11 protein-coding genes, 4 tRNA genes and 6 rRNA genes are annotated in these 24,041 nt (G+C 60.9%); 8 read left to right on the top strand and 13 right to left on the bottom strand.

What is annotated here, in order from left to right; all coding sequences use genetic code 11:
• Positions 1-113: 113 nt before the first annotated feature.
• The 8 genes from rrf (ACL58G_RS06330) to ACL58G_RS06295 form a co-directional block, all read right to left on the bottom strand.
• Positions 114-226, bottom strand: a 5S ribosomal RNA gene (gene rrf, locus ACL58G_RS06330).
• Positions 227-352: 126 nt separating this feature from the next.
• Positions 353-3,229: ribosomal RNA gene (locus tag ACL58G_RS06325) — 23S ribosomal RNA — on the bottom strand.
• Between the two features lie 218 nt (positions 3,230-3,447).
• Positions 3,448-3,523 (bottom strand) — tRNA-Ala (locus ACL58G_RS06320).
• A 10-nt stretch (positions 3,524-3,533) separates the two neighbouring features.
• A tRNA-Ile gene (locus tag ACL58G_RS06315) sits at positions 3,534-3,610 on the bottom strand.
• 80 nt (positions 3,611-3,690) lie between these two features.
• A 16S ribosomal RNA gene (locus tag ACL58G_RS06310) occupies positions 3,691-5,219 on the bottom strand.
• The 16S, 23S and 5S rRNA genes sit together here with 2 tRNA genes alongside, the layout of an rRNA operon.
• 373 nt (positions 5,220-5,592) lie before the next feature.
• Positions 5,593-6,786, bottom strand: a complete 1,194-nt coding sequence (ampC, locus tag ACL58G_RS06305; RefSeq protein ID WP_440967973.1) for a class C beta-lactamase — start codon at positions 6,784-6,786, stop codon at positions 5,593-5,595.
• A 41-nt stretch (positions 6,787-6,827) separates the two neighbouring features.
• Entirely contained in the window at positions 6,828-7,583 is a 756-nt protein-coding gene (locus ACL58G_RS06300) for a LytR/AlgR family response regulator transcription factor (RefSeq protein ID WP_440965788.1), read from the bottom strand.
• Positions 7,584-7,585: 2 nt separating this feature from the next.
• On the bottom strand, positions 7,586-8,692 hold the full coding sequence (locus tag ACL58G_RS06295; protein ID WP_440965786.1) for a sensor histidine kinase: 1,107 nt from the start codon (positions 8,690-8,692) through the stop codon (positions 7,586-7,588).
• Between the two features lie 141 nt (positions 8,693-8,833).
• Between ACL58G_RS06295 and bla the strand changes: the two genes are divergently transcribed.
• Positions 8,834-9,682, top strand: coding sequence for a subclass B3 metallo-beta-lactamase (bla, locus tag ACL58G_RS06290; protein ID WP_440965784.1), 849 nt, complete (start codon positions 8,834-8,836; stop codon positions 9,680-9,682).
• Entirely contained in the window at positions 9,679-10,566 is an 888-nt protein-coding gene (locus ACL58G_RS06285) for an alpha/beta hydrolase (protein ID WP_440965782.1), read from the top strand. The genes bla and ACL58G_RS06285 overlap by 4 nt, the downstream gene beginning before the upstream one ends.
• A gap of 51 nt (positions 10,567-10,617) precedes the next feature.
• Here the strand turns inward: ACL58G_RS06285 and rrf (ACL58G_RS06280) are convergent.
• The 5 genes from rrf (ACL58G_RS06280) to ACL58G_RS06260 form a co-directional block, all read right to left on the bottom strand.
• Positions 10,618-10,730: ribosomal RNA gene (rrf, locus tag ACL58G_RS06280) — 5S ribosomal RNA — on the bottom strand.
• Between the two features lie 124 nt (positions 10,731-10,854).
• Positions 10,855-13,731: ribosomal RNA gene (locus ACL58G_RS06275) — 23S ribosomal RNA — on the bottom strand.
• Between the two features lie 223 nt (positions 13,732-13,954).
• Positions 13,955-14,030, bottom strand: a tRNA-Ala gene (locus ACL58G_RS06270).
• Positions 14,031-14,040: 10 nt separating this feature from the next.
• Positions 14,041-14,117, bottom strand: a tRNA-Ile gene (locus tag ACL58G_RS06265).
• Positions 14,118-14,198: 81 nt separating this feature from the next.
• Positions 14,199-15,727 (bottom strand): 16S ribosomal RNA (locus tag ACL58G_RS06260).
• 474 nt (positions 15,728-16,201) lie between these two features.
• On the opposite strand from ACL58G_RS06260, the gene ACL58G_RS06255 reads away from it, so the two are divergent.
• The 6 genes from ACL58G_RS06255 to ACL58G_RS06230 are packed head-to-tail and all read left to right on the top strand — an operon-like array spanning position 16,202 to position 24,029.
• Complete coding sequence (locus tag ACL58G_RS06255; RefSeq protein ID WP_440965780.1) at positions 16,202-17,524, top strand: SWIM zinc finger family protein; 1,323 nt, start codon at positions 16,202-16,204, stop codon at positions 17,522-17,524.
• On the top strand, positions 17,521-19,059 hold the full coding sequence (locus ACL58G_RS06250; protein WP_440965779.1) for a DUF5691 domain-containing protein: 1,539 nt from the start codon (positions 17,521-17,523) through the stop codon (positions 19,057-19,059). Before ACL58G_RS06255 ends, ACL58G_RS06250 begins: the two co-directional genes overlap by 4 nt.
• On the top strand, positions 19,056-20,147 hold the full coding sequence (locus tag ACL58G_RS06245) for an ATP-binding protein (RefSeq protein WP_440965777.1): 1,092 nt from the start codon (positions 19,056-19,058) through the stop codon (positions 20,145-20,147). The genes ACL58G_RS06250 and ACL58G_RS06245 overlap by 4 nt, the downstream gene beginning before the upstream one ends.
• Positions 20,144-22,366 (top strand): DUF5682 family protein, encoded by a 2,223-nt coding sequence (locus ACL58G_RS06240; RefSeq protein WP_440965775.1) that lies wholly within the window; start codon positions 20,144-20,146, stop codon positions 22,364-22,366. Before ACL58G_RS06245 ends, ACL58G_RS06240 begins: the two co-directional genes overlap by 4 nt.
• Positions 22,356-23,498, top strand: a complete 1,143-nt coding sequence (locus ACL58G_RS06235) for a VWA domain-containing protein (protein WP_440965773.1) — start codon at positions 22,356-22,358, stop codon at positions 23,496-23,498. Before ACL58G_RS06240 ends, ACL58G_RS06235 begins: the two co-directional genes overlap by 11 nt.
• A 60-nt stretch (positions 23,499-23,558) precedes the next feature.
• Entirely contained in the window at positions 23,559-24,029 is a 471-nt protein-coding gene (locus ACL58G_RS06230) for a DUF6328 family protein (protein ID WP_440965771.1), read from the top strand.
• Positions 24,030-24,041 lie beyond the last annotated feature (12 nt).

Genomic DNA, 24,041 nt, shown 5'->3' with positions numbered 1-24,041 from the left:
TTGGAACACAAGCTTGTCAGGTTTCGTTTTTTCCGATTCAAATATCCGTTTTCGAGGCCCGGAAAAGCAAAAAGCCCGCTCAGTGCATACTGAGCGGGCTTTTCTAATAACTAGCCTGACGATAACCTACTTTCACACTGGTTGCAGCACTATCATCGGCGCAGAGTCTTTTCACGGTCCTGTTCGGGATGGGAAGGGGTGGTACAGACTTGCTATGGTCATCAGGCATAACTTGTACGAGTGCCGCTTGCATGGTGCATGCGTCACTCTGAATCCGGAAGAAGCAGTTTTCGTAATCTGTTGTCTCAACAAACAGCTGAACCCTTGCATTGGCAATGACTGCCAAGGTTATAGGGACAAGCCGTACGGGCAATTAGTATCAGTTAGCTTAATGCATTACTGCACTTCCACACCTGACCTATCAACGTCCTGGTCTCGAACGACCCTTCAAGGAGCTCAAGGCTCCGGGAAATCTCATCTCAAGGCGAGTTTCCCGCTTAGATGCTTTCAGCGGTTATCTCTTCCGAACTTAGCTACCCGGCAATGCCACTGGCGTGACAACCGGTACACCAGAGGTTCGTCCACTCCGGTCCTCTCGTACTAGGAGCAGCCCCCTTCAAATTTCCAACGCCCACGGCAGATAGGGACCAAACTGTCTCACGACGTTTTAAACCCAGCTCACGTACCACTTTAAATGGCGAACAGCCATACCCTTGGGACCGGCTACAGCCCCAGGATGTGATGAGCCGACATCGAGGTGCCAAACTCCCCCGTCGATATGAACTCTTGGGAGGAATCAGCCTGTTATCCCCAGAGTACCTTTTATCCGTTGAGCGATGGCCCTTCCATACAGAACCACCGGATCACTATGTCCTACTTTCGTACCTGCTCGACTTGTCGGTCTCGCAGTTAAGCACGCTTATGCCATTGCACTATTAGCACGATGTCCGACCGTACCTAGCGTACCTTCGAACTCCTCCGTTACACTTTAGGAGGAGACCGCCCCAGTCAAACTGCCTACCATGCACTGTCCCCGACCCGGATTACGGGCCAAGGTTAGAACCTCAAACGAACCAGGGTGGTATTTCAAGGTTGGCTCCACGAGAACTGGCGTCCCCGCTTCAAAGCCTCCCACCTATCCTACACAGATTGGTTCAAAGTCCAATGCAAAGCTACAGTAAAGGTTCATGGGGTCTTTCCGTCTAGCCGCGGGTAGATTGCATCATCACAAACATTTCAACTTCGCTGAGTCTCGGGAGGAGACAGTGTGGCCATCGTTACGCCATTCGTGCAGGTCGGAACTTACCCGACAAGGAATTTCGCTACCTTAGGACCGTTATAGTTACGGCCGCCGTTTACTGGGACTTCAATCAAGAGCTTGCACCCCATCATTTAATCTTCCAGCACCGGGCAGGCGTCACACCCTATACGTCCACTTTCGTGTTTGCAGAGTGCTGTGTTTTTATTAAACAGTCGCAGCCACCAGTTTATTGCAACCCTTTCACCCTCATGGAGTAAACCATTCAAGCTACCGGGGCGTACCTTATCCCGAAGTTACGGTACCAATTTGCCGAGTTCCTTCTCCCGAGTTCTCTCAAGCGCCTTAGAATACTCATCTCGCCCACCTGTGTCGGTTTGCGGTACGGTCTCGTATGACTGAAGCTTAGAGGCTTTTCTTGGAACCACTTCCGATTGCTTCGTGTCACAAGGACACACGTCTCGACCCCTTGAATTACGCGCCCGGATTTGCCTAAGCGCCTTCTATGAGTCAAGAACCAACTATTCCAACAGTTGGACAACCTTCCGCGATCCGTCCCCCCATCGCATCATACGACGGTGCAGGAATATTAACCTGCTTCCCATCAGCTACGCATCTCTGCCTCGCCTTAGGGGCCGACTCACCCTGCTCCGATGAACGTTGAACAGGAAACCTTGGGCTTTCGGCGAGAGGGCTTTTCACCCTCTTTATCGCTACTCATGTCAGCATTCGCACTTCCGATACCTCCAGCATCCTTTACAAGACACCTTCTCAGGCTTACGGAACGCTCTCCTACCATATGTGCAAGCACATATCCGCAGCTTCGGTGACTGGCTTAGCCCCGTTACATCTTCCGCGCAGGACGACTCGATCAGTGAGCTATTACGCTTTCTTTAAATGATGGCTGCTTCTAAGCCAACATCCTGACTGTTTTAGCCTTCCCACTTCGTTTTCCACTTAGCCAATCTTTGGGACCTTAGCTGGCGGTCTGGGTTGTTTCCCTCTTGACGCCGGACGTTAGCACCCGACGTCTGTCTCCCAAGCTCGCACTCATCGGTATTCGGAGTTTGCAATGGTTTGGTAAGTCGCAATGACCCCCTAGCCATAACAGTGCTCTACCCCCGATGGTGATACTTGAGGCACTACCTAAATAGTTTTCGGAGAGAACCAGCTATTTCCAGGTTTGTTTAGCCTTTCACCCCTACCCACAGCTCATCCCCTAATTTTTCAACATTAGTGGGTTCGGACCTCCAGGGCGTGTTACCGCACCTTCATCCTGGCCATGGGTAGATCACCTGGTTTCGGGTCTACACCCAGCGACTGTCGCCCTGTTCGGACTCGATTTCTCTACGGCTCCCCTATCCGGTTAACCTCGCCACTGAATGTAAGTCGCTGACCCATTATACAAAAGGTACGCCGTCACCCCACGAAGAGGCTCCGACTGTTTGTATGCACACGGTTTCAGGATCTATTTCACTCCCCTCCCGGGGTTCTTTTCGCCTTTCCCTCACGGTACTGGTTCACTATCGGTCGATTACGAGTATTTAGCCTTGGAGGATGGTCCCCCCATCTTCAGACAGGATTTCTCGTGTCCCGCCCTACTTGTCGTACGCTTAGTACCACCGTTCGAATTTCGTGTAAGGGGCTATCACCCTCTATGGCCAGCATTTCCAGGCTGTTCCACTATTCGATCGACTATCACGTACAAGGCTCATCCCATTTCGCTCGCCACTACTTTGGGAATCTCGGTTGATTTCTTTTCCTGCAGCTACTTAGATGTTTCAGTTCGCCGCGTTCGCTTTGCATACCTATGTATTCAGTATGCAATGACCTAAAAGGCCGGGTTTCCCCATTCGGAAATCTGCGGATCAAAGTGTGTTTGCTCACTCCCCGCAGCTTATCGCAAGCTACTACGTCCTTCGTCGCCTGTAATCGCCAAGGCATCCACCATGTGCACTTATTCACTTGTCCCTATAACGTTGGCCCCTGCATGAGTATCAGGGAGCGTCATAGCAACAAGGATTCAGCTTACTTTGTTTGTTGATACATACAGATTTTCTACCCTAAGTGTGCATCCAACTTTCGTTAGCTACACGCTTAAAGAAAACTTTACTTCTTCCAGATTGTTAAAGAACGAGAACTACACTTATCTAAAGCTTGTGCCTTACATAAATGCAGTGAACAGAGAGTGGTGGAGGATGACGGGATCGAACCGACGACCCCCTGCTTGCAAAGCAGGTGCTCTCCCAGCTGAGCTAATCCCCCATTTGAAACTTGGTGGGTCTGGTTGGATTCGAACCAACGACCCCCGCGTTATCAACACGGTGCTCTAACCGACTGAGCTACAGACCCGAACTGTTCTCGTTTAACTTTATAACAGCCGATAAGCGTGGGCGCTTGATGATGGAGCGTTAGCTCCCGTGCCACTCTAGAAAGGAGGTGATCCAGCCGCACCTTCCGATACGGCTACCTTGTTACGACTTCACCCCAGTCACGAATCCTACCGTGGTAAGCGCCCTCCTTGCGGTTAAGCTACCTACTTCTGGTAAAACCCGCTCCCATGGTGTGACGGGCGGTGTGTACAAGACCCGGGAACGTATTCACCGCGGCATGCTGATCCGCGATTACTAGCGATTCCAACTTCACGCAGTCGAGTTGCAGACTGCGATCCGGACTACGATACACTTTCTGGGATTAGCTCCCCCTCGCGGGTTGGCGGCCCTCTGTATGTACCATTGTATGACGTGTGAAGCCCTACCCATAAGGGCCATGAGGACTTGACGTCATCCCCACCTTCCTCCGGTTTGTCACCGGCAGTCTCATTAGAGTGCCCTTTCGTAGCAACTAATGACAAGGGTTGCGCTCGTTGCGGGACTTAACCCAACATCTCACGACACGAGCTGACGACAGCCATGCAGCACCTGTGTTCAGGCTCCCTTTCGGGCACCCCTCAATCTCTCGAGGGTTCCTGACATGTCAAGGGTAGGTAAGGTTTTTCGCGTTGCATCGAATTAATCCACATCATCCACCGCTTGTGCGGGTCCCCGTCAATTCCTTTGAGTTTTAATCTTGCGACCGTACTCCCCAGGCGGTCTACTTCACGCGTTAGCTGCGTTACCAAGTCAATTAAGACCCGACAACTAGTAGACATCGTTTAGGGCGTGGACTACCAGGGTATCTAATCCTGTTTGCTCCCCACGCTTTCGTGCATGAGCGTCAATCTTGACCCAGGGGGCTGCCTTCGCCATCGGTGTTCCTCCACATCTCTACGCATTTCACTGCTACACGTGGAATTCTACCCCCCTCTGCCAGATTCAAGCCTTGCAGTCTCCATCGCAATTCCCAGGTTAAGCCCGGGGCTTTCACGACAGACTTACAAAACCGCCTGCGCACGCTTTACGCCCAGTAATTCCGATTAACGCTTGCACCCTACGTATTACCGCGGCTGCTGGCACGTAGTTAGCCGGTGCTTATTCTTCAGGTACCGTCATTAGCCCAGGATATTAGCCTGAGCCGTTTCTTCCCTGACAAAAGAGCTTTACAACCCGAAGGCCTTCTTCACTCACGCGGCATTGCTGGATCAGGCTTGCGCCCATTGTCCAAAATTCCCCACTGCTGCCTCCCGTAGGAGTCTGGGCCGTGTCTCAGTCCCAGTGTGGCTGGTCGTCCTCTCAGACCAGCTACTGATCGTCGCCTTGGTGAGCCTTTACCTCACCAACTAGCTAATCAGATATCGGCCGCTCCAGGAGCATGAGGCCCGAAGGTCCCCCACTTTCATCCTTGGATCGTATGCGGTATTAGCGTAACTTTCGCTACGTTATCCCCCACTCTTGGGTACGTTCCGATATATTACTCACCCGTTCGCCACTCGCCGCCAGGTTGCCCCGCGCTGCCGTTCGACTTGCATGTGTAAAGCATGCCGCCAGCGTTCAATCTGAGCCAGGATCAAACTCTTCAGTTTAATCTCTGTTTTTGCTACTTTCGTAGCAGATCGCTCACTCAAAATACTGACCGTTACTCATTGCTGAGCAACGTATTTCTTTTGCGTGAACATTTGATAATTTAAGCATTCAGTATCACCGAAGCGATACTGGCACTTCATCAAACGCCCACACTTATCGACTGTTGATTGTTAAAGAGCTGTATTCGGTACTGCCTTGCTGCGCTTGCGAATCGTTTTGTTCGTCAGCAGCAGAGAAGTGAGATTATGCAGTGTTTCGCTTAACTCGTCAACCCCTCGTCTGTTTTGTTGCGCCGTCGTTACCGACTGATTTTCTTGCGCTGCAAAACAGGAGGCGAACTATAGCAAAGCCTGGCCCCAGTGCGCAAGGGGGTCACGGTACCAAATGCCCGAGAATCGAATACGCCGCCTCCACCCGTGCCGCATTCGGGTAATTCTTATTGGCCAGCATGACGATCCCGACGCGACGCGACGGCACGAACAAAACATAAGCGCCAAATCCGCGCGTCGCGCCCGTCTTGTTGAAAAGCGTCCCCGGCGGCGGGACCTGGGCCGGCTCCAGCCGGACGGCCGGATTCGGCTCGGCGCTCATCTTCGTGGAATTCCCCACCTGTAGCGCAGCCAGGCTCACGGGCGCGCGGTACTGCTCCCATCCGAGCCCTTGCACGGTATCGCCGATGCGGAAATAACCGGTGTGCGTGCAATCGATGGCGCGCCGCATCGGTTCCGGCAGGCCGCTGGCGTCGATGTTCAGCTGGACGTAGCGGATCATGTCCGCCGCGCTGGCTTTCACGCCATACGTCTCCGCGTCGAACGGTCCGGGGCCGACGCGCACCGGCTGGTTGGTCTTGTCGTAACCCCAGGCGTAGTCGCCCATTGCGCCGCCAGGCACGCGGATATGACTGTGCTTCAGGCCCAGCGCGGGGAACAGCCGGCCTTCGACGGCATCGGCAAACCCGGCGCCCAGCGCCCGCGCCGTCACATGGCCGAACAGCCCGAGACTGGGATTCGAATACCGGCGGAGCGTGCCGGGTGCGGCGTCCGGTCGCCACGTGCGGAAGTAAGCGAGCGCCTGCGCCTCGGTCTCGACGTCGTCCGGGAATTGCTGCGGCAGGCCTCCCGGCGTGTAGGTGCCCAGTTCGAGCACGCTCGCACGGTCGATCGCGCTGCCCTTCAACTGCGGGACGTATTGGCCGGGATGATCCGCGAACGACAGCTTGCCGAGTCCCTGCGCGTAACACGCCAGCGCCGCCGTGACGGTCTTGCTGACGGAGCCCAGTTCGAACAAGGTGTTCTCGGTGACGGGCTTGTGCTCCTGTTTCGACGCCTCGCCGTAATTGAAGAACAGTGCCTGGCCATCCACCGTGACGGCGACCGCCATGCCGGGCACGTCGTGCTGCGCCATCAAGGGCTGGATCGCGCGGTCGACGGCAGCACGCACGGCAGCGGCATCGACGGCGCCGGCCGTCAGCGGCAACAACGACAGGCATGCGAGGGCGATGGATTTCGTAGACAAGGCATTCTCCGGGTTCGTTCGTGACGGGCACCAGTATAGGCACGCAGCCATGTCCGCCGACAGCGCGGCCATCCCGGCAAACCGGGTGTCCGTCACATCGCCGACTTCAGCGCGCCCAGGTAACGCTCGCTGACGGCGACCGTGGCGCCACAACGCAGCGTGAGCCGGTAGCTGCCGTCGCCGACGGAATCCAGCCGCGCGATCTCGCCGCGCCTGACGATCGCGCCGCGGTGCACGCGCAGGAAATCCTCGGGCGCGAGCAGCGTTTCCAGGCGGTTGAGCGTGATGCGGTGCAGGACCGTGCGTCCGGCCAGGTGCAGCTCGACGTAATTCCCGGCCGATTCGATCCACAGGATGTCGGCCACCCGGATCTGTTCGATGCGGCCGACGGAGCGCACGTTGATCCGCTCCGGCCGCGCCGCAGTCTGGCCGGCATCGACGTAATCGCGCAGCGCCGCGCCATAGGCCTCGCGCTGGCGCTGTCCCAGCATGGCGCCGATCCGCTCGACCGTCTGGGCGAGGCGTGCATCGTTCAGGGGCTTGAGCAGGTAGTCGAGCGCGTGCACGTCGAACGCGTCGATCGCGTGTTCGCTGTAAGCCGTCACGAACACGATGAGCGGCGGCGCGCATGCGCGGCTGATCTCGCGGGCGAGCACGAGGCCCGATTCGGCCGGCATCTGGATGTCGAGGAAGATGACGTCGACCTCCTGCGCGGCCAGCACCGCGCGCGCGGACGCGGTGCCGTCGCATTCGGCCACGAGCCGCCAGTCCGGATGCGCGGCCAGGGCCAGGCGCAGGTTCGAACGGCTGGGCAGCTCGTCGTCGACGATCAGGTAGCGCACCGGCATGCTCACTCCCGCGCCAAAGGCAGCCGGACTTCGGCCACGAAACGGCCGTCCGGCAGGGTCGTGCGCAGCGTCGCGGTGGGATGCATGAGGCGCAACCGCTCGCGCGTATTCGCGAGCCCGAGACCCGCGCCGGGATTGGGCGACGCCTGCGCGAGCGCGGGATTCGTCACCCGGATCGTGAGGGCCGCGCCGTCGGACACGAAGGACAGGCGAATATCGCTCGGTCCGTCGTGGCAGTCGAGATCGTGGCGCAGCGCGTTCTCGATCAGCGGCTGCAGCAGCAGCGGCGGACAATCGACGTCGTGCAGCAGCGCGTCGTCGCCTTCGATGCGGACCTGCAGCCGGTCGCCATAGCGCAAGCGTTGCAGGTCGAGGTAGTCGCGGACGAACTGCAGCTCGTCCGCGACGGTCGCCGTATTGCGCACGCTGGCCGACAGCGCGTAGCGCAGCAGGTCGCTCAGGCGGCCGATGCCGCCGAGGGCCAGCGTGCGGTCGCCCTCGCGCACGAGCGCGCTGATCGCGTTCAGCGCATTGAACAGGAAGTGCGGTTCGAACTGCGCGCGCAGGGCCAGCATGCGCTGCTCTTCAAGCGCGAGGCGCAGATTCAGCATGTCGGTCTGGCTGCGCTGCCACGCCAGATCACGCTCGCGCGCCTGCCGCCAGTAGTGGACCGCGAGGATGGCGGCGAACGTGCCCGTCGTCGAGAACCAGCCGACCAGCAGCATCTTCATCAGCAGGCGGCGCGCGTCGTCGAGGCTCGCGATGTGCAGATAGCCGCGCAGCCACGCCATGTACGTCCACTGCGCGGGCTGGAACACGAGCACGAGGCCCACGAACAGCAGGAACACGTTGCGCGGACGGGCGATCAATCCAGGCCAGCGCGCCAGCGCGAGGCTCAGGCCCGCGCTCAGGACGATCAGCGGCACGGCGTACTCCACGAACCACGTCACCAGCAGGGACGGATAGTGGCTGTCGACGCCGAGGCGCAGGTTGTCGCTGTAGGTCTGCAGGGCGCCCAGGGTGCTGATCGCCGTCCACAAGAGCACGACGATGGCGATGGTCCTTACCGCGGGCGGAGTCGATGGCGGGGAAATGGCGTGCTGCGTCATCGGGAAAGTATAGCCTGCCGGTGGAGCGCAGCCGGCCGCTTCGTCACGTGGAAGCGGTGTTTCGTCACGGCGGCGTGTCCGTCGTACCGGCATGGCCGCAGAATCGGCGACGCATCCTCTTTATCAACTCTCCAGCTACCCATGAAAAACACGATACGCCTGGCTGCCGCGCTCCTGCTCGGCGGCGTCTCCGCTTCCACCGTCGCCGGCATGGCGGAGTGGCTCGCGCCGCAGGATCCGTTCCCCGTCTACGGCAACACGTATTACGTCGGCACGCACGGCATCAGCGCCGTGCTGATCACGTCGCCGGCGGGCCACATCCTCATCGACGGCGGCCCGCCCGCCGCGGCCGACCAGGTCGCGGCGCATGTCCGCGCGCTCGGCTTCAAGGTCGAAGACATCCGCTACATCCTGAATGGCCACGATCACTTCGACCACGCAGGCGGCATCGCGGCGCTGCAGAAGATGAGCGGTGCGACGGTGCTGGGCAGTCCGGCTTCCGTCGCCGTGCTGAAGTCGGGCCAGCCGGACAAGCGGGATCCGCAATATCCCAGCCTGGTCCCGATGACACCCGTCGCCAACACGCGTGCGGTACGCGACGGCGAAGTCGTGACACTCGGGCCGCTCGCCGTCACGGCGCACTTCACGCCGGGGCACACACCGGGTGCCACCAGCTGGACGTGGCAATCGAGCGAAAGCGGCAAGACGATGCGCGTGGTGTACGCGGACAGCCTCACCGCCATCGCTGCGGATGGCCGCAGTTTCAGCAGGAATCCGCTCTATCCGACCGCGCGCGCGGACGTCGAGCGTTCGATCGCCACGATCGAAGGACTGGAATGCGACGTGCTCGTGAGCGCGCATCCGGATTTCGGTGATCTTTGGGAGCGGAAGGAGAACAAGACCCTCGTCGATCGCGACGCCTGCCGCAAGTACGCGGCGGTCGCGCGGGAATGGCTGGCGAAGACGCTGGCGGCGGAGGGGCAACAGTGACGGTCATCCGCAAACTGCTGTCGGCGTGCTGCTTCGTGTCCAGCCTGGCCTCGGCCGCGACACCTTATGTGCTCGACGACACGGAGGTGCGCGACGTGCATGCGAATACGCTGAACCGCGACTACCAGGTATTCGTCGCGCTGCCCGATTCGTATCGTTCGTCGAGCCGGCGTTATCCGGTGGTGTTCGTCGTCGATGCGAACTACGCGTTTCCGGTCGCGCGCGGTATCGCCCAGCGGCTGGCCAAACATGCGGGTTTGGAAGAGGCGATCATCGTCGGGCTGTCGTATGCGAAAGGCGACAGTCCCGTGTATAGCCGGCGCCGCGATTACACGCCGTCGATGCCCCGGGGCCAGTATGTCTCCGATATGCCGGGACGGAGCGCCGCGTTCGGCGAGGCGCAAGCCTATGGCCGCTTCATCGCTGCCGACGTCTTCCCGCTGATCGCCGCGAACTACCGGGCCGACATGAGTCGCAAGATCTTTGTCGGCCATTCCTATGGCAGTCTGCTCGGCCTGCAAGTGCTGTTGAGCGAGCCGGCCACATTCGACCATTACATCCTCGGCAGTCCATCGCTGTGGTTCGACCAGGGCGTGATGTTCGATCGGGAACAGGCTTATGCAAAGGGACACAAGGATATGCCGGCGTCCGTGTTCTTCGGTATCGGCGGCCGTGAGACATTGCCGGCGAACCGGAAGCGGTCGCGAACGGAAGAGAATGCGGACATGGTCGCGGATCTATGCGACTTCGACGCGGCATTGAAAACGCACCGGTATCCGAACCTGAAAAGCCGGCTCGAAGTATTTGCGGACGAGGATCATGCCAGCGTCTTTCCGCTGGTGCTGACCCATGGCTTGCGGGCGTATCTGAAGAAGGTGAAGTAGAAAGCAAAAAGCCCGCTCAGTATCAACTGAACGGGCTTCTGCATATAACTAGCCTGACGATAACCTACTTTCACACTGGTTGCAGCACTATCATCGGCGCAGAGTCTTTTCACGGTCCTGTTCGGGATGGGAAGGGGTGGTACAGACTTGCTATGGTCATCAGGCATGACTTGTACGAGTGCCGCAGCTTATGCGTGCGTCACTCTGAATCCGGAAGAAGTGGTTTTCGTAATCTGTTGTCTCAACAAACAGCTGAACCCTTGCGTTGGCAATGACTGCCAAGGTTATAGGGACAAGCCGTACGGGCAATTAGTATCAGTTAGCTTAATGCATTACTGCACTTCCACACCTGACCTATCAACGTCCTGGTCTCGAACGACCCTTCAAGGAGCTCAAGGCTCCGGGAAATCTCATCTCAAGGCGAGTTTCCCGCTTAGATGCTTTCAGCGGTTATCTCTTCCGAACTTAGCTACCCGGCAATGCCACTGGCGTGACAACCGGTACACCAGAGGTTCGTCCACTCCGGTCCTCTCGTACTAGGAGCAGCCCCCTTCAAATTTCCAACGCCCACGGCAGATAGGGACCAAACTGTCTCACGACGTTTTAAACCCAGCTCACGTACCACTTTAAATGGCGAACAGCCATACCCTTGGGACCGGCTACAGCCCCAGGATGTGATGAGCCGACATCGAGGTGCCAAACTCCCCCGTCGATATGAACTCTTGGGAGGAATCAGCCTGTTATCCCCAGAGTACCTTTTATCCGTTGAGCGATGGCCCTTCCATACAGAACCACCGGATCACTATGTCCTACTTTCGTACCTGCTCGACTTGTCGGTCTCGCAGTTAAGCACGCTTATGCCATTGCACTATTAGCACGATGTCCGACCGTACCTAGCGTACCTTCGAACTCCTCCGTTACACTTTAGGAGGAGACCGCCCCAGTCAAACTGCCTACCATGCACTGTCCCCGACCCGGATTACGGGCCAAGGTTAGAACCTCAAACGAACCAGGGTGGTATTTCAAGGTTGGCTCCACGAGAACTGGCGTCCCCGCTTCAAAGCCTCCCACCTATCCTACACAGATTGGTTCAAAGTCCAATGCAAAGCTACAGTAAAGGTTCATGGGGTCTTTCCGTCTAGCCGCGGGTAGATTGCATCATCACAAACATTTCAACTTCGCTGAGTCTCGGGAGGAGACAGTGTGGCCATCGTTACGCCATTCGTGCAGGTCGGAACTTACCCGACAAGGAATTTCGCTACCTTAGGACCGTTATAGTTACGGCCGCCGTTTACTGGGACTTCAATCAAGAGCTTGCACCCCATCATTTAATCTTCCAGCACCGGGCAGGCGTCACACCCTATACGTCCACTTTCGTGTTTGCAGAGTGCTGTGTTTTTATTAAACAGTCGCAGCCACCAGTTTATTGCAACCCTTTCACCCTCATGGAGTAAACCATTCAAGCTACCGGGGCGTACCTTATCCCGAAGTTACGGTACCAATTTGCCGAGTTCCTTCTCCCGAGTTCTCTCAAGCGCCTTAGAATACTCATCTCGCCCACCTGTGTCGGTTTGCGGTACGGTCTCGTATGACTGAAGCTTAGAGGCTTTTCTTGGAACCACTTCCGATTGCTTCGTGTCACAAGGACACACGTCTCGACCCCTTGAATTACGCGCCCGGATTTGCCTAAGCGCCTTCTATGAGTCAAGAACCAACTATTCCAACAGTTGGACAACCTTCCGCGATCCGTCCCCCCATCGCATCATACGACGGTGCAGGAATATTAACCTGCTTCCCATCAGCTACGCATCTCTGCCTCGCCTTAGGGGCCGACTCACCCTGCTCCGATGAACGTTGAACAGGAAACCTTGGGCTTTCGGCGAGAGGGCTTTTCACCCTCTTTATCGCTACTCATGTCAGCATTCGCACTTCCGATACCTCCAGCATCCTTTACAAGACACCTTCTCAGGCTTACGGAACGCTCTCCTACCATATGTGCAAGCACATATCCGCAGCTTCGGTGACTGGCTTAGCCCCGTTACATCTTCCGCGCAGGACGACTCGATCAGTGAGCTATTACGCTTTCTTTAAATGATGGCTGCTTCTAAGCCAACATCCTGACTGTTTTAGCCTTCCCACTTCGTTTTCCACTTAGCCAATCTTTGGGACCTTAGCTGGCGGTCTGGGTTGTTTCCCTCTTGACGCCGGACGTTAGCACCCGACGTCTGTCTCCCAAGCTCGCACTCATCGGTATTCGGAGTTTGCAATGGTTTGGTAAGTCGCAATGACCCCCTAGCCATAACAGTGCTCTACCCCCGATGGTGATACTTGAGGCACTACCTAAATAGTTTTCGGAGAGAACCAGCTATTTCCAGGTTTGTTTAGCCTTTCACCCCTACCCACAGCTCATCCCCTAATTTTTCAACATTAGTGGGTTCGGACCTCCAGGGCGTGTTACCGCACCTTCATCCTGGCCATGGGTAGATCACCTGGTTTCGGGTCTACACCCAGCGACTGTCGCCCTGTTCGGACTCGATTTCTCTACGGCTCCCCTATCCGGTTAACCTCGCCACTGAATGTAAGTCGCTGACCCATTATACAAAAGGTACGCCGTCACCCCACGAAGAGGCTCCGACTGTTTGTATGCACACGGTTTCAGGATCTATTTCACTCCCCTCCCGGGGTTCTTTTCGCCTTTCCCTCACGGTACTGGTTCACTATCGGTCGATTACGAGTATTTAGCCTTGGAGGATGGTCCCCCCATCTTCAGACAGGATTTCTCGTGTCCCGCCCTACTTGTCGTACGCTTAGTACCACCGTTCGAATTTCGTGTAAGGGGCTATCACCCTCTATGGCCAGCATTTCCAGGCTGTTCCACTATTCGATCGACTATCACGTACAAGGCTCATCCCATTTCGCTCGCCACTACTTTGGGAATCTCGGTTGATTTCTTTTCCTGCAGCTACTTAGATGTTTCAGTTCGCCGCGTTCGCTTTGCATACCTATGTATTCAGTATGCAATGACCTAAAAGGCCGGGTTTCCCCATTCGGAAATCTGCGGATCAAAGTGTGTTTGCTCACTCCCCGCAGCTTATCGCAAGCTACTACGTCCTTCATCGCCTGTAATCGCCAAGGCATCCACCATGTGCACTTATTCACTTGTCCCTATAACGTTGGCCCCTGCATGAGTATCAGGGAACGTCATATCGACAAGAGTTCAGCTTACTTTGTTTGTTGATACATACAGATTTTCTACCCTAAGTGTGCATCTGATCGTTAGACCAGCTACACGCTTAAAGAAAACTTTACTTCTTCCAGATTGTTAAAGAACGAGAACTACACTTATCGAAGACGCAGGTCTTGGATAAAGATAGTCTAAACAGTCGAATGGTGGAGGATGACGGGATCGAACCGACGACCCCCTGCTTGCAAAGCAGGTGCTCTCCCAGCTGAGCTAATCCCCCATTTGGTAACTGGTGGGTCTGGTTGGATTCGAACCAACGACCCCCGCGTTATCAACACGGTGCTCTAACCGACTGAGCTACAGACCCGAACTGTTCTCGTTTAACTTTATAACAGCCGATAAGCGTGGGCGCTTGATGATGGAGCGTTAGCTCCCAGTGCCACTCTAGAAAGGAGGTGATCCAGCCGCACCTTCCGATACGGCTACCTTGTTACGACTTCACCCCAGTCACGAATCCTACCGTGGTAAGCGCCCTCCTTGCGGTTAAGCTACCTACTTCTGGTAAAACCCGCTCCCATGGTGTGACGGGCGGTGTGTACAAGACCCGGGAACGTATTCACCGCGGCATGCTGATCCGCGATTACTAGCGATTCCAACTTCACGCAGTCGAGTTGCAGACTGCGATCCGGACTACGATACACTTTCTGGGATTAGCTCCCCCTCGCGGGTTGGCGGCCCTCTGTATGTACCATTGTATGACGTGTGAAGCCCTACCCATAAGGGCCATGAGGACTTGACGTCATCCCCACCTTCCTCCGGTTTGTCACCGGCAGTCTCATTAGAGTGCCCTTTCGTAGCAACTAATGACAAGGGTTGCGCTCGTTGCGGGACTTAACCCAACATCTCACGACACGAGCTGACGACAGCCATGCAGCACCTGTGTTCAGGCTCCCTTTCGGGCACCCTCCAATCTCTCGGAGGTTCCTGACATGTCAAGGGTAGGTAAGGTTTTTCGCGTTGCATCGAATTAATCCACATCATCCACCGCTTGTGCGGGTCCCCGTCAATTCCTTTGAGTTTTAATCTTGCGACCGTACTCCCCAGGCGGTCTACTTCACGCGTTAGCTGCGTTACCAAGTCAATTAAGACCCGACAACTAGTAGACATCGTTTAGGGCGTGGACTACCAGGGTATCTAATCCTGTTTGCTCCCCACGCTTTCGTGCATGAGCGTCAATCTTGACCCAGGGGGCTGCCTTCGCCATCGGTGTTCCTCCACATCTCTACGCATTTCACTGCTACACGTGGAATTCTACCCCCCTCTGCCAGATTCAAGCCTTGCAGTCTCCATCGCAATTCCCAGGTTAAGCCCGGGGCTTTCACGACAGACTTACAAAACCGCCTGCGCACGCTTTACGCCCAGTAATTCCGATTAACGCTTGCACCCTACGTATTACCGCGGCTGCTGGCACGTAGTTAGCCGGTGCTTATTCTTCAGGTACCGTCATTAGCCCAGGGTATTAGCCTGGGCCGTTTCTTCCCTGACAAAAGAGCTTTACAACCCGAAGGCCTTCTTCACTCACGCGGCATTGCTGGATCAGGCTTGCGCCCATTGTCCAAAATTCCCCACTGCTGCCTCCCGTAGGAGTCTGGGCCGTGTCTCAGTCCCAGTGTGGCTGGTCGTCCTCTCAGACCAGCTACTGATCGTCGCCTTGGTGAGCCTTTACCTCACCAACTAGCTAATCAGATATCGGCCGCTCCAGGAGCATGAGGCCCGAAGGTCCCCCACTTTCATCCTTGGATCGTATGCGGTATTAGCGTAACTTTCGCTACGTTATCCCCCACTCTTGGGTACGTTCCGATATATTACTCACCCGTTCGCCACTCGCCGCCAGGTTGCCCCGCGCTGCCGTTCGACTTGCATGTGTAAAGCATGCCGCCAGCGTTCAATCTGAGCCAGGATCAAACTCTTCAGTTTAATCTCTGTTTTTGCTACTTTCGTAGCAGATCGCTCACTCAAAATACTGACCGCTACTCATTGCTGAGCAACGTATTTCTTTTGCGTGAACATTTGATAATTTAAGCATTCAGTATCACCGAAGCGATACTGGCACTTCATCAAACGCCCACACTTATCGACTGTTGATTGTTAAAGAACTGTATTCGGTACTGCCTTGCTGCGTTTGCGAATCGTTTTGTTCGTCAGCAGCAGAGGAGTGAGATTATGCCGTACTTCGCTTAACTCGTCAACCCCTCGTCTGTTTTGTCGCGTCGTCGTTTCCGACTCAATTCATGCGCTGCAAAACAGGACGCGCACTATAACAACCCACGTGCCCTTACGCAAGTACCGTTGCACGAGCGCGACTTCAGCGCCTCCACCATCTAATTGACGTTTAGGCAATAATCACGAATACTGAACTAGAAAATATATCAATCCGCCTGAAGGACACCGGTGACCCTCGACGCCAACCAGATCCTGGCTCTCGCGCCCGATTCCGCCTCGGCCAAGGCCGGCAGCCAGTTGGCGACGCCGCGGAACTGGTCGAATCTCGGCACGAGCGACAGCACCCTGTGGGGCGAATGCCAGGGCAGCGGCAAGACACCCTATCGCACCCAGATCGACCTCGGCGGCCCCGCCTTCAAATGTACGTGCCCCAGCCGCAAATTCCCCTGCAAGCATGGCCTCGGCCTGTACCTGCTGCGCGCCGCCGAGCCCTCCTTGTTCGACCAGGCGGAGACGCCGGCATGGGTCAGCGACTGGCTACAGGGACGCCAGTCGCGCCAGGAAAAGAAGACGCTCACAAAAGACGCCGGTCCGGAAGCCGCGGCACTGGCCCGCAAGCGTGAGGAAAAGCGCGAAGACAAAGTGACCGCTGGCCTGGCGGACCTGCAGACCTGGCTGCACGATCTGGCGCGCGAAGGTCTCGCGTCCGTGCGCTCGCGCGGCCAAGGGTTCTGGGATGCGATCGCCGCGCGCATGGCAGATGCCCAGGCGGCCCCGGTCGCACGCCGCCTGCGCCGCGCGGGCAGCATGCTCTACCAATCAGGCTTGCGCAACGCCGAAAGCCTCGTCGCGAACGAACTCGCATCGCTGTACCTGCTGGTCCGGGCATGGCAGCGCATCGACGAACTGGCGCCGGCGCTGCAGGCCGACGTGCGCGCCCTGCTCGGGTGGACGATGAGCCAGGACGACGTCCTGCGCCAGGGCGCCGTCACGGACCGCTGGAGCGTGCTCGCCCAGTGCACGTTCGACGACGAACGCCTGCGCGTGCGCTCGACCTGGCTGCTGGGCGCCGCGACGGGACGCTGGGCCTTGCACCTCCAGTACGCGGTCGGCACGCAGGGCTTCGAACAACAGCTCGCGCCGGGCACCGCATTCGACGGTGACCTGTGCTTCTATCCGAGCGCATGGCCGCTGCGCGCGCACATCCGGCACCAGGACGACGTGCAGCCCTTGTCCGCCATCGCAGACCCGTCCAGCCTCGACACCCTGCAGGACACGTACGCGGACGCCCTCGCCGCCCAGCCCTTCCTGGAGCGCCACCCGGTGCTGCTCGGCGGCCTCGTGCCGGACGGCGCGGACCATGGCATCGTCCGCGACACGCAGGGCCGCCGCATCGCCTTGCATCCGTCTTTCCGCCATCCGGTGCACCTGCTGGCCCTCTCCGGCGGCCATCCGCTCACCGTCTGCGCTGAATGGGATGGCCGCATGCTGCTGCCGCTCGCCGTCTGGAACGACGGACGGCTCTACAACATCGACAGCGACCTTCCATGAACGACGCCGCGCGCCAGCTGCAGCAGCAGTTAAAAATCGGGATGGCCCGCGCCGGCCGTCCGCCCGCCGGACTCCACGCGCCGCTCGATGCGTTGCTGCCGCACGATGCCGCGGCGGTGCCGGAAGCGGCGCTGTGGCTCTCGCTCGGTGCCCTCGACCTGTGGGAACGCAGCGGTTTTATCGCGCCCGGCCTGCCCGCGCCGATGCCGGCATCCGTCGCCGCGCCCGAGACCCTGCGTCCTTGCCCACGCCGTGCGGAAGCCGTCCTGGCCGTGCTGCTGCGCGACCTGCATCCGGCCGGCCTGGAAGCGGAGTGGCTCCGGCTGCTGCACCGGTACGGCGGCCACCTGCCCGCACACATGCTGCCCAAGCTGCTCGATGCGGCCACGCGCCGGCCGGCGCTGCGTCCCGCACTGCTGCCCGTGCTGGGCGAACGGGGACCTTGGCTCGCGCGCGTGCAGGCGGAGTGGAACTGGGCCGCCGGCATCGATGCGGAGGCAGCGCCGTGGGACACCGGCACACCGGAACAACGCGTGGCCGCGCTGCGCGACTGGCGTGCGCGCGATCCGCAGGCGGCGCTCGCCGCACTCGAAGCGGCGTGGAGCAGCGAGCCCCCGGACCGGCGCGCGGCCCTGCTGGCCGCTTTGGCCGTCGGACTGGGGCCGGACGACGAAGCCTTCCTCGAAGCGGCGCTCGACGATCGCCGCAAGGAAGTGCGCACCGCGGCCCAGCGCCTGCTCGCGCGCCTGCCCGGATCGCGGCTGGCGCAGCGCATGGAAGGCCGGCTGCTGCCGCTGCTGCGGATCGAATCCGACCGCATCGAACTGGCCTTCCCGGCGGCGCTGGACGCGGCCATGCGGCGCGACGGCATCGGCGCCACGCCGCATCACGGCCTGGGCGAAAAGGCCGGGTGGGTCGTGGACATGCTGGCGGCCGTCGATCCGAACGTGTGGCCGCGCCATGTCGACCGCACACCGCGCGCCTGCCTCGAACTCGCCGCGCACGGCGAGTTCGCCACCGTATTCGTGCGCGGCTGGGCGCTGGCCGTCCAGCGCCAGGACGGCGCACGCGCGTGGCTGCGCGACTTCCTCGTCTGGTCGGCCGGCGCCCGCCCCTCCCTGCGCGAGGCCGTGCCCGACAGCCTGTTCGACGTCGCCGCCGCCCACGTCGCACAAGACGATGCCCTGTTCGACGCCCTCGCCGGCAAGTGGATCGGCGACGGGTTCCCGATGCGGCTGCTGACGCGCCTCGCCGCCGGCGCGCCACACGCCTGGTCCGCGGACATGAGCCGGCGCGCGCTGGAGCGGCTGCGCACATCGCTGCTGCCGCTGCCCGACATGGGCCACCCGTGGCTCGTACGCCAGATGCTGTCCAGCCTCGCCCTTGCGCTCGACCCGGCGACCACCGTCGCGTCGGAAGCAGGCCTGCGCGCGGCCTGGCAGCCCGACGCCGAGTGGAACAACGCCGTCGACGCATTCTTCGATCTCGCGCGCCTGCGCCACGAGATGACCCTTTCATTCCAGGAGCCCGCATGACCGCCACCTCTTCCGTCCTCCGCCAGCACGCCGAGCAGCAGTACGCCGACGAGCTGGAAGCGCTGATCGCCGCCGATACGCGCCAGCGCCCGCCCCGCTGGAAGATGTCGCCGTGGGCCGTCTCGACATACCTGCTGGGCGGCGCGCTGGAAAACGGCGCGACGATCAGCGCCAAGTACATCGGCAATCCGCGCGTGATCGAGATCGCCGTCGCCACGCTCGCCACCGACCGCGCCCTGCTGCTGCTCGGCGTGCCGGGCACCGCGAAATCGTGGGTGTCCGAACATCTCGCGGCCGCGATCAGCGGCGACTCCACGCTCGTCGTGCACGGCACCGCCGGCACCAGCGAGGAAGCCGTGCGCTATGGCTGGAACTACGCGCAGCTGCTGGCCAAGGGCCCGTCACAGGAGGCCATCGTCCCGAGTCCCGTGATGCGCGCCATGCGCACGGGACGCGTCGCCCGCATCGAGGAACTCACGCGCATGCCGGGCGAGGTGCAGGATGGCCTGATTTCGATCCTGTCCGAGAAGGTCTTGCCGATCGCGGAGCTGGACGACGAGGTGCTGGCCGAGAAAGGCTTCAATATCATCGCCACCGCGAACGACCGCGACCGCGGCGTCAACGAGCTGTCGAGCGCACTGAAACGCCGCTTCAACACCGTCGTGCTGCCGCCGCCGCGCACGGCCGACGAGGAAGTGCGCATCGTCGAGACGCGCGTGGCGAGCATCGGACGCGCATTGGAGCTGCCGGCCGAGACGCCGGCGCTGGAAGAGATACGCCGCATCGTCACCGTATTCCGCGAGCTGCGCGAAGGCGTTACCAGCGACGGCAAGACGAAGCTGAAAGTCCCCAGCGCCAGCATGAGCACGGCCGAGGCGATCTCCGTCGTCACGCACGGCCTGTCGCTGGCGGCGCACTTCGGCGACGGCGTGCTGCGCGGCGCGGACCTTGCGGCCGGCATGGTCGGCGCAATCGTCAAGGATCCGCTGCAGGACCGCGTGGCGATGCTCGAATACCTGGAGACCGTCGTCAAGGAGCGCGACGGGTGGAAGGACTTGTACCGCGCCTGCCGCGACGTCATGGCATGAGCGTCCACCTGTTCGGCGTCCGCCACCACGGCCCCGGTTGCGCGCGCAGCCTGGCGGCCGCGCTGTCCGCGCTGGCGCCGGACTGCATCCTCGTCGAGGGTCCGGCGGAAGCGGATGCGCTGGCGCCCTTTGCCGGCCATGCGGAGCTGGTACCGCCCGTGGCCCTGCTGCTGTACGCGCCGGCCGATCCGCAGCGCGCCGTGTTCTACCCGTTCGCCGAGTATTCGCCGGAATGGCAGGCGCTCCGCTACGCGAGCGAACATGGCGCGGAGCTGCGCTTCTGCGATCTGCCGCAGGCCTACCGCTTCGCACTGCGCGCAGCGGACGACAGGAAGGATGCCAAGAAGGACGACATCCAGGACGACCCGCTGCGCTGGCTCGCCCGCGCGGCCGGCTACGGCGACACGGAGACGTGGTGGGACCATCTCGTCGAACAGCGCGGCGACAGCCTGGACTTGTTCGCCGCCATTGCCGAGATGATGACGGCGCTGCGCAACGAAACCGGCCCGCCGTCCGACGACGTCGAACTAAAACGCGAAGCGTGGATGCGCACGGCGATCCGCCAGGCCGTCAAGGAAGGCCGCGAACGCATCGCCGTCGTGTGTGGTGCGTGGCACGTGCCGGCCCTCGCGACGCTGCCCAGCGCGAAGAGCGACGCCGATCTGTTGAAAGGCCTGGCGAAGGAAAAGATCGCGGCGACGTGGGTGCCGTGGACGCACGGCCGCCTCACGTTCGCCAGCGGCTACGGCGCCGGCGTGACGGCGCCCGGCTGGTATCGCCACCTGTGGCGCCATCGCGAGCGCGCGGGCCTGCACTGGCTGACGGAAGTCGCGACGCTCCTTCGCAAGCACGATCTCGACGCATCGTCCGCCCACGTGATCGAGGCGGCGCGCCTGGCCGACACGCTGGCCGCGCTGCGCGACCGTCCACGTCCGGGCCTGGACGAATTGATGGAAGCCGTGCGCGCCGTGTTCTGCTACGACAGCGACGCGCCGCTGCGTCTGATCCGGCGCGAACTGCTCGTCGACGAGGCGTTGGGGAGTGTCCCGGACGAGGTCCCGGCCGTGCCGCTCGCGCAGGACGTGGCCGCGCAGCAGAAGCGCCTGCGCATGCCCGTGCGGGCGGACATGACGGAGCTCGACCTCGACCTGCGCCAGCCCGCTCACCTGGAAAAGAGCGTGCTGCTGCATCGCCTCGCGCTGCTGGGCGTCCCGTGGGGCCGGCAGCAGACCGTCCGCGGCCGGACGGGCACGTTCCACGAGCAATGGCAGCTCGCGTGGGAGCCGGAATTCGCCGTCGACCTGATCGCCGCGAGCCGCTGGGGCGCCACGCTCGAAAGCGCCGCAACTGCGCTCGCCGCCGACCGCGCCGCGCAGGCGCACACCCTGCCGGAACTCACGCGCCTGATGGAGACGATCTTGCTGGCCGACCTGCGCGCGGCCGTCGATCCGCTGATGGCGCGCATCCAGGAAGTGGGCACGTTGACGCCCGACCTCGGGCTGCTGCTGGCGGCGCTGCCGTCGCTCGTCAACGTGCTGCGCTACGGCAGCGCGCGCAACGTCGACACGCAGGCACTGGCGAGCGTCGTCGACGGTCTCCTGGCGCGCGCGTGCATCGCGCTGCCGTACGGCCTGCGCGGCGTCGCGGACGATGCGGCCGCCGCGCTGCTGGGCCAGATCATCGCGGCCGACCAGGCCGTGCGCCTGTTGCAGGACGAGGCGCATGCGGCGGCCTGGTTCGATGCGCTGGAGGCCGGCGCGACGAGCGATTTGTCGCACCCGCTGCTGGCGGGGCGGTGCGGCCGCATCCTCACCGAGCAGGGACGCTGGGACAGCGAGCGCGCCGCGCGCCAGCTCGCGCTGCGTTGCTCGCCGGCCGTGCCGCCGCTCGTTACCGCGCACTGGCTCGAAGGGTTTTTGCAGGGCAGCGGCGCGCTGCTCGCGCACAGCGACCCGTTGTGGCATATCGTGAACGGCTGGCTGCTCGCGCAGCCGGACCATGTGTTCACGGAACTGCTGCCGCTGCTGCGCCGGACGGTCGCCACGTTCAGCGCACCGGAGCGGCGCGAACTGGGCCAGCGTGCGGCGCAAGCAGGCGGCGCGGTCACGCACGCCGCGGCGGCAACGGCCATCGATCCGGCGCGGGCGCGCCGCGTGCTGCCCATCCTGCACACGCTGTTCGGAACCGGGTCACTCCAGGAGGCCGTCCATGGCGAATGAACAAGAAGCGGCGCGCCGCTGGCGCCTCGTGCTGGGCCAGGACGCGGACGAATCACTCAACTTGGGCGGTGCCGATGCCGCGATCGATGCGGCACTCGACGCGCTGTACGGCGCCGGTCCGGACACGCGCAGCGGCGGCCTGGGTGGATCGGCACCGCGCGTCGCGCGCTGGCTGGGCGACATCCGCCAGTACTTCCCGTCCAGCGTCGTGCAGGTGATGCAGAAGGATGCGTTCGACCGCCTCGGCCTGCAGCAGATGCTGTGCGAACCGGAGATGCTGGCGGCCGTCGAGCCGGACGTGCACCTCGTCGCGACGCTCCTCAGCCTGAACCGCGTCCTGCCGAACAAGACGCGCGCGACGGCCCGCGCCGTCGTCGCGAAGGTCGTCGAGGAACTGGAAAAGAAGCTGTCCACGCCGATGCGCCAGGCCGTGTCGGGAAGCCTGAACCGGGCGGCGCGCAACCTGCGCCCGCGCCACCAGGACATCGACTGGCTGCGCACCATCCGCGCCAACCTGCGGCACTATCAACCGGACTACCAGACGATCATCCCCGAGACGCGCATCGGCTACGGCCGGCGCGGACGCTCGCTGCGCGACATCGTGCTGTGCGTGGACCAGAGCGGATCGATGGCGCCGTCGGTCGTGTACGCGAGCGTGTTCGCGGCGGTCCTTGCGAGCATCAAGGCGGTGACGACGTCGGTGGTCGTGTTCGACACGGCCGTCGTCGACCTGACGCCGCTGCTGCACGACCCGGTCGAGGTCCTGTTCGGCACGCAGCTCGGCGGCGGCACGGACATCAACCGCGCGCTCGCATATTGCCAGGGTCTCGTCACGCGGCCGCAGGATACGATCTTCGTCCTGATCAGCGACCTGTACGAGGGCGGCAACAATGCGGAAATGCTGCGGCGCGCGGCGAGCCTCGTCGGCAGCGGCGCGCAGGTGATCTCCCTGCTCGCACTGGACGACAGCGGCGCCCCTTCGTACGACCGCAACAATGCGGCGCAGCTGGCCGCGCTGGGCATTCCCTGCTTCGCCTGCACGCCAGATTTATTCCCCGACCTGATGGCGGCGGCGATCCAGCGGCACAGCCTGGAACAATGGGCATCGCAGGCCGGCATCGTCCATGCGTAACGACGTGCTTCAATCGTGCGGGCGGTTGAACACAGCCGTGTTTGGCGCTACTGTCATCCCATGGACGATCAAGCTTCTCAACAAGAAAAGAACCACCGAGCCATGCGCGACATCATCGAAGAGGCGCGCTGCATTCTCCCAGGCCTGCAGGCGGTGTTTGGTTTCCAGACGATCGCCGTGTTCAACGAACGGTTCAATGACCTCGCGCCGTACGCACAGGCGTGCCACATGGTCGGCCTCGCGTTGATGGTGATCGCGATGGCTCTCCTGATGACGCCGGCAGTGTATTACCGCGCCCAGCACGGTTACGCGACGTCGCTCATGGTCAAGGTAGCGCGCAAAGCCATCCGGGGTGCGTTGATGCCACTGGCTCTTGGGCTGTCGCTCGACATGTTGACGGTCGTGTCGCTTGCAACCGACATGCTCTCGCTCAGTATCGCTGCCGCGGTTGCCTCACTCCTCCTCTTTGTGGGACTCTGGTACATCATTCCGCGCCGTGACCCGATCCAGGTCGGCGAACCGCAGTCCTGACGCCGGCGTGGC

This window comes from Massilia sp. GER05 (genome assembly GCF_052056005.1).
Taxonomy (GTDB): domain Bacteria; phylum Pseudomonadota; class Gammaproteobacteria; order Burkholderiales; family Burkholderiaceae_D; genus Telluria; species Telluria orientalis.
This window is presented reverse-complemented; position numbering and strand designations above follow the sequence as displayed.

Bases quoted from the DNA above. Each gene is read 5' to 3' on its own strand.
- ACL58G_RS06295 (WP_440965786.1), bottom strand. From the start codon at position 8,692: ATGACGCAGCACGCCATTTCCCCGCCATCGACTCCGCCCGCGGTAAGG.
- bla (WP_440965784.1), top strand. From the start codon at position 8,834: ATGAAAAACACGATACGCCTGGCTGCCGCGCTCCTGCTCGGCGGCGTC.
- ACL58G_RS06235 (WP_440965773.1), top strand. From the start codon at position 22,356: ATGGCGAATGAACAAGAAGCGGCGCGCCGCTGGCGCCTCGTGCTGGGC.
- ampC (WP_440967973.1), bottom strand. From the start codon at position 6,786: ATGGCTGCGTGCCTATACTGGTGCCCGTCACGAACGAACCCGGAGAAT.
- ACL58G_RS06245 (WP_440965777.1), top strand. From the start codon at position 19,056: ATGACCGCCACCTCTTCCGTCCTCCGCCAGCACGCCGAGCAGCAGTAC.
- ACL58G_RS06230 (WP_440965771.1), top strand. From the start codon at position 23,559: ATGGACGATCAAGCTTCTCAACAAGAAAAGAACCACCGAGCCATGCGC.
- ACL58G_RS06300 (WP_440965788.1), bottom strand. From the start codon at position 7,583: ATGCCGGTGCGCTACCTGATCGTCGACGACGAGCTGCCCAGCCGTTCG.
- ACL58G_RS06240 (WP_440965775.1), top strand. From the start codon at position 20,144: ATGAGCGTCCACCTGTTCGGCGTCCGCCACCACGGCCCCGGTTGCGCG.
- ACL58G_RS06250 (WP_440965779.1), top strand. From the start codon at position 17,521: ATGAACGACGCCGCGCGCCAGCTGCAGCAGCAGTTAAAAATCGGGATG.